The 16,644-nt window shown below is 57.7% G+C and carries 15 protein-coding genes; 13 read left to right on the forward strand and 2 right to left on the reverse strand.

The genetic code is table 11. The annotated features are described in order from the left end of the window. Positions 1 to 28: 28 nt before the first annotated feature. Positions 29 to 2,581, reverse strand: coding sequence for a [protein-PII] uridylyltransferase (locus FAY22_RS06280; RefSeq protein ID WP_146329420.1), 2,553 nt, complete (start codon positions 2,579 to 2,581; stop codon positions 29 to 31). Positions 2,582 to 2,583: 2 nt separating this feature from the next. Continuing rightward, positions 2,584 to 3,414, reverse strand: a complete 831-nt coding sequence (gene map, locus FAY22_RS06285) for a type I methionyl aminopeptidase (RefSeq protein ID WP_146329421.1) — start codon at positions 3,412 to 3,414, stop codon at positions 2,584 to 2,586. Positions 3,415 to 3,666: 252 nt separating this feature from the next. Between map and rpsB the strand changes: the two genes are divergently transcribed. From rpsB to lpxA, 13 genes are all read left to right on the forward strand, one after another. Then, the gene (gene rpsB, locus FAY22_RS06290; RefSeq protein WP_146329422.1) at positions 3,667 to 4,416 is read left to right on the forward strand and encodes a 30S ribosomal protein S2; all 750 of its coding nucleotides are present in this window, start codon (positions 3,667 to 3,669) and stop codon (positions 4,414 to 4,416) included. 127 nt (positions 4,417 to 4,543) lie between these two features. Further along, entirely contained in the window at positions 4,544 to 5,425 is an 882-nt protein-coding gene (tsf, locus tag FAY22_RS06295) for a translation elongation factor Ts (protein ID WP_146329423.1), read from the forward strand. 308 nt (positions 5,426 to 5,733) lie between these two features. Beyond that, positions 5,734 to 6,450 (forward strand): UMP kinase, encoded by a 717-nt coding sequence (gene pyrH / locus FAY22_RS06300; protein ID WP_146329424.1) that lies wholly within the window; start codon positions 5,734 to 5,736, stop codon positions 6,448 to 6,450. 24 nt (positions 6,451 to 6,474) lie between these two features. Further along, the gene (gene frr, locus FAY22_RS06305) at positions 6,475 to 7,035 is read left to right on the forward strand and encodes a ribosome recycling factor (RefSeq protein WP_146329425.1); all 561 of its coding nucleotides are present in this window, start codon (positions 6,475 to 6,477) and stop codon (positions 7,033 to 7,035) included. A 182-nt stretch (positions 7,036 to 7,217) separates the two neighbouring features. Beyond that, complete coding sequence (uppS, locus tag FAY22_RS06310) at positions 7,218 to 7,976, forward strand: polyprenyl diphosphate synthase (protein ID WP_146329426.1); 759 nt, start codon at positions 7,218 to 7,220, stop codon at positions 7,974 to 7,976. Further along, positions 7,976 to 8,794: a phosphatidate cytidylyltransferase gene (locus tag FAY22_RS06315; RefSeq protein ID WP_146329427.1), complete on the forward strand. Its 819-nt coding sequence runs from the start codon at positions 7,976 to 7,978 to the stop codon at positions 8,792 to 8,794. Before uppS ends, FAY22_RS06315 begins: the two co-directional genes overlap by 1 nt. Before the next feature lie 22 nt (positions 8,795 to 8,816). Beyond that, positions 8,817 to 9,986, forward strand: a complete 1,170-nt coding sequence (gene ispC / locus FAY22_RS06320) for a 1-deoxy-D-xylulose-5-phosphate reductoisomerase (RefSeq protein ID WP_146329428.1) — start codon at positions 8,817 to 8,819, stop codon at positions 9,984 to 9,986. A gap of 11 nt (positions 9,987 to 9,997) precedes the next feature. Next, positions 9,998 to 11,365 carry an RIP metalloprotease RseP gene (rseP, locus tag FAY22_RS06325; RefSeq protein ID WP_146329429.1) on the forward strand — a complete coding sequence of 456 codons (1,368 nt, stop codon included), beginning with the start codon at positions 9,998 to 10,000 and terminating at the stop codon, positions 11,363 to 11,365. 53 nt (positions 11,366 to 11,418) lie between these two features. Next, positions 11,419 to 13,758, forward strand: a complete 2,340-nt coding sequence (bamA, locus tag FAY22_RS06330) for an outer membrane protein assembly factor BamA (RefSeq protein WP_146329430.1) — start codon at positions 11,419 to 11,421, stop codon at positions 13,756 to 13,758. A gap of 32 nt (positions 13,759 to 13,790) precedes the next feature. Then, positions 13,791 to 14,315, forward strand: coding sequence for an OmpH family outer membrane protein (locus tag FAY22_RS06335; RefSeq protein ID WP_146329431.1), 525 nt, complete (start codon positions 13,791 to 13,793; stop codon positions 14,313 to 14,315). 17 nt (positions 14,316 to 14,332) lie between these two features. Continuing rightward, on the forward strand, positions 14,333 to 15,382 hold the full coding sequence (gene lpxD / locus FAY22_RS06340) for a UDP-3-O-(3-hydroxymyristoyl)glucosamine N-acyltransferase (RefSeq protein WP_146329432.1): 1,050 nt from the start codon (positions 14,333 to 14,335) through the stop codon (positions 15,380 to 15,382). Next, positions 15,382 to 15,852 carry a 3-hydroxyacyl-ACP dehydratase FabZ gene (gene fabZ / locus FAY22_RS06345; RefSeq protein ID WP_146329433.1) on the forward strand — a complete coding sequence of 157 codons (471 nt, stop codon included), beginning with the start codon at positions 15,382 to 15,384 and terminating at the stop codon, positions 15,850 to 15,852. The genes lpxD and fabZ overlap by 1 nt, the downstream gene beginning before the upstream one ends. Further along, positions 15,852 to 16,640, forward strand: coding sequence for an acyl-ACP--UDP-N-acetylglucosamine O-acyltransferase (gene lpxA, locus FAY22_RS06350; RefSeq protein ID WP_146329434.1), 789 nt, complete (start codon positions 15,852 to 15,854; stop codon positions 16,638 to 16,640). Before fabZ ends, lpxA begins: the two co-directional genes overlap by 1 nt. Positions 16,641 to 16,644 lie beyond the last annotated feature (4 nt).

A 16,644-nucleotide genomic window follows, 5' to 3' on the forward strand; every position in this document is an offset into this window, starting at 1 on the left:
AATGCGAGCGGGTATTTAAAGCGGGTATTTAAACGCGTAGCGCTTCCAGCAGTTCGGTCTCCAGCTGGATCTGGGACCGCGCGTTATTCAGGACGGGGCCATCCACCAGGAAGACGTCTTCCACGCGCTCGCCCAGCGTCATGATCTTCGCGGTATGCAGATTGACCTTGTATTTCGCCAGCAAGTTGGCGATCGAATACAGCAAGCCATTGCGGTCGTTGGCCGACACGGAGAGCAGATAGTACTGGCCGCGCTCGTCCGGCCGCAGGTCGACTGTCGGCGTGATCGGGAAGGTGCGCGACAGGCGCGACAGGCGCCCCTTGCTCGGCGGAGGCAATGGCGCCTGCGACTCGAGCAGCTGCGTCAGTTCATGTTCGATCAGGTTGATGATGTCGCGATAATTGTTCGCGAAGGCCGGTTCTGTCACCAGGAACGTATCCAGCGCATAGCCATTCTTGGTCGTATGGATCTTCGCGTCGAGGATGCTGAAATTCTTCTTGTCGAAGTAACTGCAGATGCGCGCAAACAGATCGGGCTGGTCCTTGATGTAGACCGCCACTTGCACACCTTCCCCGATCGGGGCGAGGCGGCATTTCACGACGGCGCGCTCGCTGTCGGTCTTGTGATAGAGGCAGCGCGTTTGCCACGCGATATCCGTTGCATCATGACGCAGGAAGTAGGCGACATCCAGTTGCTGCCACAGCCGCTGGTGCGCATCGTCCGGCAAGCCATACAGTCGCAAGGTCTTGAGCGCTGCTTCCTGGCGGTTTTTCAGTTCATGGTCGGTGGATGGATCCTCGCCGCCCAATACCCGCAACGTCATCCGGTACAGGTCTTCCAGCAGCTTGCCTTTCCAGGCGTTCCATACCTTTGGGCTGGTGCCGCGGATATCGGCCACCGTCAGCAGATACAGCGCGGTGAGATGACGCTCGTTTTTCACCAGATTGGCGAAATTGCGAATGACATCCGGATCGGACAAGTCCTGCTTCTGCGCCACTTGCGACATCGACAGGTGATGCTCGACTAGGAAGGTCACGAGATCCATATCGTCCTTCGACAGGCCGTGTTCCTTGCAAAAACGGCGCGCGTCGACCATGCCAAGTTGAGAGTGGTCGCCGCCGCGGCCCTTGGCGATATCGTGGAACAGCGCCGCGATGTACAGCAGCCAGGGCTGGGCGAAATTCGCCATCAGCTGACTGCAGAACGGGTATTCATGCGCGTGTTCCGGCATGGTAAAGCGGCGCACATTGCGCACCACCATAAGGATATGCTGGTCAACCGTGTAGACATGAAACAGGTCGTGCTGCATCTGGCCGATGATGCGCCGGAAGTTCGGCAGATATCGCCCGAGAATGCTGGTCTGGTTCATGCCGCGCAGGGCATGCGTGATTCCCTGAGGCGCCTGCAGAATCCGCAGGAACAGCGCCCGGTTGGCTGGATCTCTGCGGAACTGGCTGTCGATCTTGAAGCGGGCATGCCACAGGGCGCGCAGGGTGCGGGCCGTCATGCCTTTGAGTTCGGAATGCTGCGCGATGAGCAGGAACACTTCCAGCATGGCAGAGGGCGTCGTTTCGAATGTATCGTCGCGCGCGATATCGACCAGTCCGTTGATCTCGTTGAAGCGCTCGTTGATGGGCTGCGGCGAACCATTTTGCGGGAACAGCTGAGCTTCGATGTTCTGCAGCAGGATGGTATTGAGCTGGGTAACGGCCTTGGCGGCCCAGTAGTAGTGCTGCATCAGGTATTCACTGGCGCGCCTGGTTTCGGTGGTCTTGAATCCGAAACTTTCCGCAATCGGCGTCTGGACATCGAATACCAGCCGATCCTCGCGCCGCCCGGCATGGATGTGCAGCCGGATGCGGATGTCCTTGAACGCGCGTTCCTTCTGCATCAGCTGACGTGCTTCGGTCGACGTGATCAGGCCGCGCTCTGCCAGCCTGCGCCATGAATCGCCCAGCCCGGCTGCCTTCGCGACCCACAGGATGACTTGCAAGTCACGCAATCCGCCCGGGCTTTCCTTGCAATTCGGTTCCAGGCTGTACGGGGTGTCTTCGTATTTTGCGTGCCGCTGGCGCATTTCAAGCGTCTTGGCCTCGAAAAAAGCCTGCGGATTGATCGCGGCGTTGTAACGGTCGCGCAGGAACTGGAACAGCTTGCGGCTGCCGGTCACGAGGCGCGCCTCCAGCAGCGCCGTCTGGACAGTGATATCGGCGGCGGATTCGATCAGGCATTCATCAATGGTGCGGATGCTGTGTCCGATTTCCAGGCCGATATCCCAGAACAGTTGAACCAGCTCTTCCAGTTTGCCTTGGAGGGAGGCGTCCGGTGCCGAATCGAGCAGGATCAGCACATCCACATCGGAGCCGGGAAACAATTCGCCGCGGCCGTAGCCGCCAACAGCGACCAGAGCCGCGCTGGACGGGAGCGCGAATGCCTGCCAGGCCTGGATCAAGGCGGCATCTACGTTCTGACGCAATTTGGCGAGTAGCTTTTCCGGCTTGCCGTCGGCCTGGAAGTCGGCGATGGCTGCTTGGCGCTCGGTCTTCAGTTGCTCTTTGAGCGTCAATGCAAAAGACGCCATCGTCAGGCCGCTACCGTCTGTGTCTTGGGCAGCGTGATGAAGGCAGGCGGGGCCGGCATGCCGGGCGACACCGTCAACACTTCATAGCCGGTTTCCGTCACCAGCACGGTATGTTCCCATTGCGCGGACAGGCTGCGGTCCTTGGTCTTGATAGTCCAGCCGTCGCCCATTTCGCGGATTTCGCGGCGTCCGGCATTGATCATCGGCTCCACCGTGAAAATCATGCCGGGAACCAGTTCTTCCAGTGTGCCGGGGCGGCCGTAATGCAGCACCTGCGGCTCTTCGTGAAACACCTTGCCGATGCCGTGGCCGCAAAATTCGCGCACTACGCTGTAGCCGGCCTTTTCCGCATGCTGCTGGATCGCGTAGCCGATGTCGCCCAAGTGCGCGCCCGGCTTGATCTTGGAAATCCCGATCCACATGCACTCGAAAGTGACTTCCGTCAGGCGGCGCGCGAGAATCGACGGCTCTCCGACGAAGAACATGCGGCTGGTGTCGCCATGATAGCCGTCCTTGATCACCGTAATGTCGATGTTGATGACGTCTCCGTTTTTCAGCGCCTTGTCGCCGGGGATGCCGTGGCAGACCACGTCGTTGACCGAGGTGCAGATTGCTTTCGGATACGGCGTGTAGCCGGGCGGGCAGTAGTTCAGCGGAGCCGGAATGGTTCCCTGCACATCGGTCATGTATTCATGGCAAAGACGGTCGAGTTCGCCGGTTGTCACGCCGGGTTTGATATGCGGTTCGATGAAGTCGAGTACCTCGGCGGCCAGTTTTCCGGCTACCCGCATACCCTTGATATCGTCCTCGCTTTTGATAGTGATTGAAGCCATGGCAATCCAGAATGTGCACAAAAGTGCAGTAAATAAGAGTCAATCCAAAATTATAGTCGACGCGCCGCAAGTTCGCTGACGCAAAGCCCGTTCCAGTCTTGAATCTTTTCCGGGATTTGGAGTAGAATCTCGGGTTAGCTTGAAATGGATTCAAGTGAAACTTTGATCACAAATCGCGAATCCGCTCTTAAAGGGTGCCTGGCGACATCGTCGGGTGACTGAGCGGATTCAAGACCTAACCCTGGAGAAATTATGTCCGTTACCATGCGCGAAATGCTGGAAGCCGGTATCCACTTCGGCCACCAAACCCGCTTCTGGAACCCCAAGATGGCCCCGTACATCTTCGGTCATCGCAACAAGATTCACATCGTCAACCTGGAAAAGACTCTGGCCATGTACCAGGAGGCGATGAAGTATATCCGTCAACTGTCCGCCAACCGCGGTACGATCCTGTTCGTCGGCACCAAGCGCCAGGCACGTGACATCGTCGCGGCCGAAGCGCAGCGCGCCGGCATGCCTTACGTTGATCAGCGCTGGCTGGGCGGCATGCTGACCAACTTCAAGACCATCAAGACTTCCATCAAGCGTCTGAAGGACATGGAAGCTGCGATCGAAGACGGATCCGTCGAGAAGATGAGCAAGAAGGAAGCGCTGATGTTCCAGCGCGAGATGGAAAAGCTGCAGAAGTCCATCGGCGGCATCAAGGATATGGGCGGCATTCCGGACGCGATTTTCGTGATCGACGTCGGCTACCACAAGGGCGCGATTACCGAAGCCGCCAAACTGGGCATCCCGGTGATCGGCGTGGTCGATACCAACCACTCCCCGGAAGGCGTTACCTACGTTATTCCTGGCAACGACGACTCTTCCAAGGCAATCACTCTGTACGCGCGCGGCGTGGCGGACGCGATCCTGGAAGGCCGTGCGAATGCAACGGCCGACGTGCTGGAAGCAGTCAAGGGTGGCGCAGACGAATTCGTTGAGGTCAACGAACAGGCTTAATGCCCTGTGCCCCGAGGTCGGGCTTTAAAGAAGGGGCAACGGCTGTTCGCCCCTTTTTTTTAGCCGACTTGAACGTATTTTGATTGAATGCGTCCGATGAGACGCCCACTGAATTTAGGAGAAAGACATGGCGGCAATTACCGCAGCAATGGTAGGCGAACTGCGCGCGAAAACCGACGCGCCGATGATGGAGTGCAAGAAGGCATTGACTGAAGCTGAAGGCGATATGGCGCGCGCCGAAGAGATCCTGCGCGTCAAACTGGGTAGCAAGGCTTCCAAGGCGGCTTCCCGCATCACCGCAGAAGGCGTAGTCGCTGCATACATCGCCGGCGGCGTTGGTGCCATTGTCGAGGTTAATTGCGAAACCGACTTCGTGACCAAGAACGAAGAGTTCATCTCGCTCGCAAATACCACGGCGAAGCTGGCTGCCGAGAAGAATCCGGCCGACGTGGCAGCATTGTCCGCGCTGCCGGTCGACGGCAAGACGCTCGATGAAGTGCGCGCTGCATTGGTGGGCAAGATTGGCGAGAACATGTCGATCCGCCGCTTCAAACGTTATGAAACCGGCTCCAAGCTGGTTTCTTACCTGCATGGCACCCGCATCGGTGTGCTCGTCGAATACGACGGCGCCGACGAGCAGGTGGGCAAGGACGTTGCAATGCACATCGCTGCGATGAAGCCGGTGGCATTGTCGGCAAATGAAGTGCCGGCAGACCTGATCGAGAAAGAGCGTTCGATCGCCGCGCAAAAGGCATCCGAATCTGGCAAGCCGGCCGACATCGTCGCCAAGATGGTCGAGGGCTCGGTGCAGAAGTATCTGAAGGAAGTGTCGCTGCTGAATCAGCCGTTCGTGAAGAACGACAAGCAGACGGTCGAGCAAATGTTGAAGGCGACTAATACAACCGTGAAATCATTCACGATGTTTGTCGTCGGCGAAGGTATCGAGAAGAAGCAGGATGACTTCGCTGCGGAAGTCGCGGCGCAAGTCGCGGCGGCCAAGCAGGCATAAAAGGAAAGCGGGCCGAAAGGCCCGTTTTTCTAGGCGAATCAATTTCGCCGAAATATTTTGTAACGGAAAAGAATGTAGACGCGTCGCTTGGCAAGCTGATGCGAGCAAGCCGGGAATCAATACAATTTCCTCGTGCAGAAGCTCGGAAATCATTGCTAAAACGCACTGTCTTACAGCTTATTAATATTTAAGTGCACCAGTAACGCCGGATTTCATCTAATCTTTAGCCGCACGCAGGCTAGCGGGAGATGAAGGGTGGCAACAACTGATTACCCTTTTGGAATCGCCCTTTATTAGGAGTCTAGCCAATGACAAAACCAGCTTATAAACGCGTCCTGCTCAAACTCTCCGGTGAAGCGCTGATGGGTGACGATGCTTACGGCATCAATCGCTCTACCATTGAGCGGATGGTGGCGGACGTGGCCGAAGTGGCGAAGCTGGGTGTGGAGCTGGCGATCGTTATCGGTGGCGGCAATATCTTTCGCGGCGTTGCGCCGGGCGCTCAAGGCATGGACCGCGCAACCGCGGACTATATGGGAATGCTGGCAACCGTAATGAATTCGCTGGCCCTCGCCGATGCGATGCGTCAGGCCGGCCTGACATCTCGGGTGATGTCTGCAATTGCTATTGAGCAAGTAGTCGAGCCCTATGTGCGTCCCAAGGCGCTGCAATACCTGGAAGAGGGTAAGATCGTCATATTTGCGGCTGGCACCGGTAATCCGTTCTTTACAACGGATACTGCGGCTGCCTTGCGCGGGTCCGAAATTGGAGCCGAGATCGTTCTCAAGGCGACCAAGGTTGACGGGGTGTACAGCGCCGACCCGAACAAGGACCGCAACGCGACGCGCTATTCGACAATCAGTTTCGATGAGGCGATCGCCAAGCACTTGCAGGTCATGGATGCGACTGCGTTTGCGCTCTGCCGCGACCAGAAGCTGCCGATCAAGGTGTTTTCCATTGTCAAACCAGGCGCGCTGAAGAATGTCATCATGGGTGATGATGAGGGCACTCTGGTTCACGTATAACTCATTGCCATTGTGGAGAACAGCATGTCAGTCATTGAGATCAAGAAAAACGCTGAACAAAAAATGCACAAGTCGATCGAGACGCTGAAGGCGGACCTTGCCAAGGTGCGCACCGGCCGTGCCCATGTGGGGATCCTCGATCATGTTCAGGTGGACTACTACGGCACGCCCACGCAAATTAGCCAGGTGGCGAATGTCACGCTGATCGATGCGCGCACAATCGGCGTTCAGCCGTGGGAAAAGAAAATGGTCGCGGTGGTTGAAAAGGCGATTCGTGAATCTGACCTCGGCCTGAATCCGTCCACCCAGGGCGACCTGATTCGTGTGCCGACACCGCCGCTTACTGAAGAGCGTCGCAAGGAAATCGTCAAGATGGTGAAGGGTGAAGGCGAGGACTCGAAGGTGGCGATCCGCAATATTCGCCGTGATGCCAACGAAGCGCTGAAGAAGCTGTTGAAGGATAAGGCTTGCTCGGAAGACGACGAGCGACGCGCCCAGGATGACGTGCAAAAGCTGACGGACAAGTTTGTGGCAGAAGTGGATAAGCTGATTGCCGAAAAAGAGAAAGAGCTGCTGACTGTCTGATCGACTCTGCCGGATCGATACGCTCAATCCGGCAGTTCAGCGACGCCTGTTCTGGGCTGGCGGGCTTTCCCGTAGCCGACGGCCGGTCGCATGAAGAAGCCATTTGCGTGATAAGGTATGCGTTGCTTCAGCGGTGGAAACCGCAATACACCCGATAACTTCATTTTGGCTTCAGCCTTCTCATGACGCATCAGAGTTCAACCCAAGCGGTACCTATTGTTTCCGGTGTGCCGCGCCATATTGCCATCATCATGGATGGTAACGGACGCTGGGCTACCAGGCGCTTTCTTCCGCGTGTCGCCGGCCATCACAAGGGGGTTGAAGCGGTACGCAATATCGTGGAAGCCTGCGTGACGCGTGGCGTCGAATATCTGACGCTGTTTGCCTTCAGTTCTGAAAACTGGCGCCGGCCTGCCGAGGAAGTGTCGTTGCTGATGCGCTTGTTTGTCACGGCACTGGAGCGCGAAGTGGCAAAAATGCATGCCAACGATATTCGCTTGAAGGTGGTGGGTGATCTCAGTCGCTTTGATGCCCGGTTGCAGGAACTGATCGCCAATGCGGAGCGCCGCACGGCCAATAACACCCGATTGACGGTCACTGTCTGCGCCAATTACGGCGGCCGCTGGGACATCATGCAGGCCGTCGGCAAGATGGTCGCCGCGCATCCGGGTGAAACTGCTTTCAGCGAGGAACAGTTGGCGCCATATCTGGCCATGGCCTACGCGCCCGAACCGGACCTGTTTATCCGTACTGGCGGGGAAGAGCGTATTTCCAACTTCCTTTTATGGCAGCTTGCCTATACCGAGCTGCACTTCACCGATACTTTTTGGCCGGACTTCGATGCGACGGCGCTTGACCGTGCCATTGCATCCTATCAGCAGCGAGAGCGCCGCTTTGGTCGAACCAGCGAGCAACTGGTCGAACAGAAGAAGGCTTCGTAATGCTCAAGACACGCGTCATTACGGCGGTAATTTTGCTGGCGATACTGCTGTCGGTCTTGTTTTCCCATTCGTTTGTCTTCTTTTCTCTGGTTGCCGCGGTTTTTTTCGGCGCCGCAGCCTGGGAATGCTTTCGCTTGTTCCAGAATCGGCAGCCCCTGCTTGGTGCGGCACTGTGGAGTGCGGCATTCGTTTTCATCGTATTCAAGGGGGACTTGTCCCGTGCGAACCTGCTGTTCGGCTTGTGCGCCGCAATATGGGCGCTGCGCCTGGTGCCGTCGCTCGCAGTCGGTTTGCCCGCGGCGGGAAGCGTCGGCAACCGGCTGCTGAACGGGATATACGGCATCGCGATTCTTGGCTGCTTTATCGCCATTGCGGCATTATTCCGGCATTCGCCACAATACCTGCTTTCCGTGATGGCTCTCGTTTGGGTTGCGGACATTGGCGCTTATTTTGCCGGCAAGGCATTTGGCAAACACAAGCTGGCGCCGTCGATTTCGCCTGGCAAGTCCTGGGAAGGTGCGATCGGAGGATGGCTGGCTGTGCTGGTGATTGCCGCTGCGACGACCTTGGCTCCCGCACTCGCTGACACATTCGCGGCTCGCGTCCAGATGAAGTGGGGCTGGCTCGGGTTTGGCGCGGTAATGACGCTTCTGGTCGCGGCCAGTATCGTTGGCGATTTGTTTGAATCGCAGCTCAAGCGGCGTGTGTCGATGAAGGACAGCAGCAATCTGTTGCCGGGGCATGGAGGCGTGCTGGACCGGATCGACGCACTGATACCGACGCTTCCGCTGGCGATCCTGATTGATTCATGGCTTTAGGATAGAGATAGGTAGCGGCTGGATGCAGCAAATTACGATACTCGGCGCGACAGGTTCGATCGGTGTTTCCACGCTGGATGTGCTCGCGCGCCATCCGGAACGATATCGCGTCTATGCATTGACGGCGCAACGCCGCGTGGAGGAACTTGCCGCGCAGTGCGAGCGTTTCAGGCCTGAAGTTGCCGTCGTCGGCTCTGCGGAGGCGGCCCAGGCTTTGTCAGTATTGTTGCGGGAAAAAGGCGTCAACACCGTCGTCGAATATGGAGAGGCAGCATTGTGTGCCGTTGCGAGCGCTCCCGGATGCGACGTGGTGATGGCCGCCATCGTCGGTGCCGCAGGGCTTGCGCCCACTATGGCGGCGGCGCGCGCCGGGAAAAAGATATTGCTTGCCAACAAGGAAGCATTGGTCATGTCCGGGCGCCTGTTCATGGACGCCGTTGCACAAAGCGGTGCAACACTGCTGCCGATCGACAGCGAGCATAATGCCATTTTTCAGTGTCTGCCCCAGGCATATCGCCGTACCCCGGCGCAGCACGGGGTCGCCAAGGTGCTGTTGACTGCATCGGGCGGACCTTTCCTCACGCGCGCGGTCGCCACCTTGGAAAACGTTACTCCTGAAGAGGCGGTCGCCCATCCAAACTGGGTCATGGGGCGAAAAATTTCGGTGGACTCGGCCACCATGATGAACAAGGGGCTGGAAGTCATCGAGGCGCACTGGCTGTTCGGCGCCGCGGCGGAACAGATCGAGGTGGTGATTCACCCGCAGAGCGTGATCCATTCGATGGTGTCCTATGTCGATGGCTCGGTCCTCGCGCAACTAGGCAATCCGGACATGCGCACCCCGATCGCACATGCGCTCGCATACCCCGAGCGAATCGAATCCGGCGTTGCTGCGCTCGACCTTGCGCAAGTCGGTCAGCTCGTTTTCCAGCGGCCCGATTTCGAGCGTTTTCCATGTCTTAAGCTGGCCTATGACGCCTTGTTGGCGGGAGGCACAGCGCCGGCTATACTGAATGCAGCCAATGAAGTGGCTGTCGAAGCATTTCTGGATCGAAAGATCGGCTTCCGTGCGATCGACCGCCTGATCGCGCAAGTCATGGATCGGGTGCCGCATGGCGAAGCCGGAGATGTCGGGACCTTGCTTGAGCAAGACCGTCGCGCCCGTCAGGCAGCCCAGGCGCTCATTCACTAACTGCTAAAAACATGACTCTGCTGCAGACTCTGATCGCGTTTTTCGTCGCGCTCGGCGTGCTGATCATCGTGCACGAGCTGGGGCATTACTGGGTGGCGCGCTGGTGCGGCGTCAAGGTCCTGCGTTTTTCGGTCGGCATGGGGCGCATTGTCTATTCGCGCCGTCTTGGCTCCGACCAGACGGAGTGGGCGCTTTCGATCCTTCCTTTCGGCGGTTACGTCAAGATGCTCGATGCGCGCGAGCAGGATTTAGCGAAGCTGCCGCCTGAGGAGCTCAAGCGTGAATTCACACGGCAATCGGTATGGAAGCGCATCGCCATCGTGGCGGCAGGGCCGCTCGCCAATTTTGTGCTGGCGATCGTGCTGTTTGCAGGGCTGTACAGTTATGGAATTCCAGAGCCGACAGCAAGGCTGCGTGCGGTTCCCGAAAATTCAGCCGCGTATCAGGCTGGATTGCGCGGGGGCGAATTGGTTACTGCCATCAATGGCGAACCGATTCGGCTCTGGTCCGACTTGCGCTGGAAGCTGATGCAACTGGCGTTGGAAGGCAAGCAGGCACGGCTGGATGTGCAACGTCCGAACCCCGGCCCTTCGGGGGGGGATTTGCTGGATACGAAGACCCTTGACCTGAATAGCCTTTCCACTTCCGATCTGGAAGGCGACTTCCTCGGAAAGCTCGGCATGGATCTGGCCCGGCCACGTCCCGTGCTGGGCAGGATCATTGAGGATGGCCCGGCGATGCGAGCCGGCTTGAAAGAGGGAGATCTGATCCTCGACGTCAACGGTGGTGCGGTCGCCGATGGGCTCGCATTTGTGGAGCTGGTCAGGGCGTCGCCGGGGAAGCCGTTGCGCATTCACGGATTGCGCAATGGACGGGAATTCAGCCTTGACGTGACGCCGGAGTCGTACAGCAAGGGTAATCAGGTGCTTGGTCGTATCGGGACGGAGGTGCCGCTCGCACCAGAAATGACGATTGCCAGTGATTCGCCATTGGTCGCCGTTGGAAAAGCCGTCAAGAAAACCTGGGAAACCAGCACGCTCACTATCAAGATGCTTGGTAAAATGCTCGTTGGTGAAGTTTCTTGGAGGAACGTCACCGGGCCAATCACGATTGCGGATTATGCGGGGCAGACGGCTCGCATCGGCATGATCAGCTATCTCAGCTTCATTGCGTTCATCAGTATCAGCCTGGGGGTCATGAACCTGCTGCCCATCCCGGTTTTAGACGGGGGGCTTTTACTGTATTATGCGCTGGAAGTTTTGACTGGCCGAGCCATACCCGAGCGGTTTGGTGAACTGGCCCAGCGTGCCGGGGTGGGCATCCTGATGACATTGATGGCTGTCGCTGTCTTTAACGACATCATCCGACTCATGTCCTGAAACCGCGCCAATCGCGCGGCTCGCCCGGCAAGAATATTGATAATAAAGAACCGATGAAATTACATTCCGAGCGTTTTTCACAGCCTTTTTTTGCCCGTCGCTTAATCGCCATTGCCGCCTTCACTCTTTGCACAGGCCATGCGCTGGCTGTGGAACCGTTCACCGTCAAGGATATTCGCGTAGAGGGAATCCAGCGCACCGAAGCAGGGACTATTTTCAGCTATCTGCCGGTGCGGGTCGGTGAAGTCTATACCGACGAAAAAGGGGCTGCCGCGATCAAGGCGCTGTATGCGACCGGCTTTTTCAAGGACGTGCGCATCGAGGTCGAGGGCGACGTGCTGGTGGTGTCGGTGGAAGAGCGGCCCGCAATTGCCGCCGTCGATTTTTCTGGTGTGAAGGAATTCGACAAGGATCAACTGACCAAGGCGCTCAAGGAAATCGGTCTTGGCGAGTCGCGCATTTTCGACAAGGCGCTGCTCGATCGCGCCGAGCAGGAACTCAAGCGGCAATACCTGTCACGCGGCCTGTACGGGGTGCAAATCACGACTACCGTGACACCGGTCGAGCGCAACCGCGTGAATATCAACTTTGTCGTTGACGAAGGCGAGGTTTCCCGCATCAAGCAGATCAATATTGTCGGCAACAAGGCTTTTTCCGACAGCGAGCTGCGCGGCCTGCTGAACCTCAGGACGCCAGGTTGGTTCACTTGGTATACCAAGGCGGACCAGTACTCCAAGCAAAAGCTCACCGGCGATATCGAGACCTTGCGTTCCTTCTATCTGAACCGCGGTTACCTCGAGATGCAGGTGGAATCGACCCAGGTGTCGATTACGCCGGACAAGAAAGACATCTACATCACGATCAACATCAACGAAGGTGACAAGTTCACCGTCGGCGACGTCAAGCTGGAAGGCGAGATGTTTGGGCGGGAGCAGGAGCTGAAGTCGCTGGTGGAGCTGAAAAAGGGCGACGTCTATTCCGGTGAGAAACTCGCTGAAAGCGTGAAGAAGATTTCCGAACGTATGGGTAACTTCGGTTACGCATTCGCGAACGTCAACGCAAATCCGGAAATCAACCGCGAAAAGAAGGAAGTCGGCTTCACGGTGCTGATCGACCCGGGCAAGCGTGTCTATGTGCGGCGCATCAGTATCGCCGGCAATACCAAGACGCGCGACGAAGTGATTCGCCGCGAATTCCGGCAATTCGAGGATTCGTGGTACGACGGCGAAAAGATCAGGCTGTCGCGTGACCGTGTTGACCGCCTCGGCTATTTCAAGGAAGTGAATATCGAAACGCCGGAGGTCCCGGGCACGACTGACCAGGTCGATGTCAACATGACGGTTGCCGAGAAGCCGACCGGAAATATCCTGCTCGGCGCAGGCTTTTCGAGCAGCGACAAATTGACACTGACAGGTTCGATCCAGCAGGCCAATGCCTTCGGCAGCGGCAATACGCTCGGCATCGACGTCAATACCAGCCATCGCAACCGGACCATTGCGGTGTCGCAGACCAATCCTTACTTTACGGATGATGGTGTCAGCCGCAGTTATGAACTCTTCCTGCGCACCACGCGTCCGCCGGAAGTAAATACCGGCGATTATATCGTCCGCACCACGGGCGGCAATATCAGGTTCGGCGTGCCATTCTCGGAAGTGGATACAGTGTTTTTCGGACTCGGCGTGGAAAAGACACGGGTGGAAACCTTTACCGGCGTCCCCGACCACAATGACAGTCCGCAACTGTACAAGCAATACGTAACCGACTTCGGCGATGGCACCAACGCCGACACTACCAGCTTCCCGTTGACTGTGGCTTGGCAACGCGACAGCCGCGACAGCGCACTTGTACCGTCGGTGGGGCGCTATCAGCGCGCCAACTTCGAGATTGCGCCAGTCGGAACGCTGAAGTATTACCGCGCAATTTATCAGCACCAGTACTTCAAGCCCTTGTTCCGTACCATTACGCTGGCATTGAATGGCGAACTGGATTATGGTCATGGTTTCGGCGGCAAGCCGTACCCGATCTTCAAGAATTTCTATGCCGGCGGGATTGGCTCGGTACGCGGCTACGAAGGCTCGTCGCTCGGCCCGCGCGCTTCCAACGGCGACCCTCTAGGCGGCACCTCGCGTATCATCGCGAACGCGGAACTGCAGTTCCCGTTCCCTGGTTCCGGCAACGACCGTACCCTGCGCTGGTTCACTTATCTGGACGGCGGCAACGTGTTCGGCGAGGGGGAGAAAATCCAGGTATCTGAACTGCGCTATTCGGCTGGTATCGGCATCAGTTGGGTCTCGCCGATTGGTCCGCTGAAGCTCAGTTATGGCAAGCCCTTGAATGCGAAGCCGGAAGACAGGAAGCAGTCATTCCAGTTCCAATTAGGTACCGGTTTCTAATAATGGCATAATTGCAATTTGATTTGCGGAGAATGACCTTGAAGTCTTTCACTAAAATATCGACCCCCTCTCGGCTTATGGCGTTGCTTGCATTGTGCATGCTCCCCTTGAGCAATGTGCAGGCGCAGGAATCCAGGATCGGATTCGTCAGCACCGAGCGGATTTTCCGGGAGGCGGCACCAGCCAAGGCTGCGCAGGCCAAAATCGAGCAGGAATTCTCGCGACGCGATAAAGAATTGCAGGACATGGCGGCACGGCTGAAAGGCATGTCGGAAAAGCTGGACAAGGATGCCGCCGTGTTGTCCGATTCCGACCGGGTCAGGCGCCAGCGCGACTTGGCCGACCTGGACAAGGATTTCCAGCGCAAACAGCGCGAATTCCGCGAAGATCTGAATCAGCGCCGCAATGAGGAACTCGCCACGGTCTTGGAAAAAACCAACAAGGTGATCAAGCAGATCGCCGAAACGGAAAAGTACGATATCGTGTTCCAGGAAGCGGTCTACGCCAGCCCGCGCATCGATATCACCGACAAGGTTCTGAAGGCGCTCAACAAATAACCCAAAGGAAGGCCACGATGAGCAATCGGCTGGGAAAATTGGTCGAACGCTTGGGAGGCCAACTGATAGGCGATGCCGATATAGAAGTATTTGGCATCGCTCCGCTGGATGACGCAAACGCGTCCCACATCACATTTCTTTCCAATCCCAGGCTGCGCGCGCAAGCGGCGCAAACCAAGGCTGCGGCGCTGATTCTGTCGGCGGCCGACGATGCGGCTATCAGCGCGACGTACCAAGGCGCGCGTATCGTCACGGATAATCCATACGCGTATTTTGCGCGCACGGCACAGTTGTTCGCGGAGCAAAGCGCCGTACCGCTCGTGCCCGGCATCGATCCGCGAGCCAGCGTGCATCCGGATGCGAAAGTGTCGGCGGAAGCGTACGTTGGCCCCCAAGTCACGATCGAGGCTGGCGCCGTCATCGGCGACCGGGCAGTGATCGATGCGGGGTGTTTTGTCGGACGCAATGCGCAAATCGGCGCCGACACGCATTTTTTCGCCAATGTCACGTTCCACGCCGGCTGCGAGATCGGCGAGCGCGGCATCATTCATTCGGGCGCTGTGATCGGTGCGGACGGATTCGGATTTGCCAATGAAAAGGGCGCCTGGATCAAGATCCCGCAAACCGGACGTGTGGTGATCGGCGATGACGTGGAGATCGGCGCCAACACCACGATCGATCGCGGCGCGCTGGCCGATACCGTGATCGAAGATGGCGTCAAGCTCGACAATCAGATCCAGATTGGCCATAACTGCCATATCGGCGCGCATACCGCGATGGCGGGTTGCGTCGGTGTCGCCGGTAGCGCCCGGATCGGGAAATATTGCACGTTCGGCGGCGCCGCGATGGTGCTCGGCCATTTGACGATTGTGGACAACGTCCATATTTCGTCGGGCAGCATGGTGTCGCGCTCGATCATGGAACCCGGGCAATACACCGGCTTCTATCCGCTTGCCAAGAACGCGGAATGGGAAAAATCGGCCGCGATCGTACGCAATCTGGGATCAATGCGTGAGAAAATCCGCGAGCTGGAAAAAACAATCAAATCGCTCATCGAAAAAAAGTAATGAAAACTCTCGATATAAATCAAATCAAAGAATATTTGCCGCATCGTTATCCGTTGTTGCTGGTCGATCGCGTACTGGAATGGGAATCCGGAAAATCGATTACTGCGATCAAGAACGTCACGGTGAATGAGGAATTTTTCAACGGGCATTTCCCGCACAAGCCAGTCATGCCAGGCGTATTGATGATCGAGGCGATGGCGCAGACGGCTGCTTTGCTGTCCTTCCTGACAATGGGGCAGAAGCCGGACGAGAACAGCGTGGTGTATTTCGTCGGCATCGACGGCGCCCGCTTCAAGCGTCCGGTCGAGCCGGGTGATCAATTGAAGATGCAAGTCGAGATCCTGCGCCAGTCGCGCGGTATCTGGAAATACAAGGCGGTGGCGACGGTCGACGGCCAGACAGCGGTGGAAGCCGAACTGATGTGCACCATGCGTAGCGCAACCGACGCCAGCCAGCCGGCGGGGCAGTAATGGCCAACATTCATCCGACCGCCATCGTCGACCCGAAGGCGGAACTCGACGATTCGGTCGAGATCGGCGCGTATTCGATTGTCGGGCCGAACGTCAAGATCGGCGCCCGGACCAAGGTGGGGCCGCACGTGGTGATCGAGGGACATACGACGATCGGCTGCGACAATACTTTCTTCCAGTTTTCGTCGATCGGCGCGGCGCCTCAGGACAAGAAATACAAGGGCGAGCCGACCCTGCTGGAGATCGGCGACCGCAACACGATCCGCGAATTCTGCACCTTCAACCTCGGCACGGCGCAGGATGCCGGGGCAACGCGCATCGCCAGCGATAACTGGATCATGGCGTACGTCCATGTCGCGCATGATTGCCAGCTCGGCAGCAATATTATTTTGGCGAACAACGTGACGCTTGCTGGCCATGTGCATCTGGCCGACTGGGTGTTTTTGGGCGGGTTTACGACCATTCATCAGTTCTGCCATGTCGGCGCCCATGCAATGACCGCCTTTACCGCCGCCGTGAGCCAGGACGTTCCGCCATTTGTGACGGCCGCAGGCAACCGTGCCGTACCTGCGGGGATCAATTCCGAAGGACTGAAGCGCCGCGGTTTCACACCAGAACAGATCGCCGCCATCAAACGCGCCTACAAGCTGGTATACAGGGCCGGATTGTCGTTGGACGATGCCAAGTCGGCGCTGGCGCAGGAAGAAATCAAGTCACCTGCAGCGGCTGAATCGATCCGCATGTTGCGCGAGTTCGTGGAAAATAGCAGCCGTGGCATCATCCGCTGAGCTG

The sequence above is a fragment of the Noviherbaspirillum sp. UKPF54 genome (assembly GCF_007874125.1).
GTDB lineage: Bacteria > Pseudomonadota > Gammaproteobacteria > Burkholderiales > Burkholderiaceae_D > Noviherbaspirillum.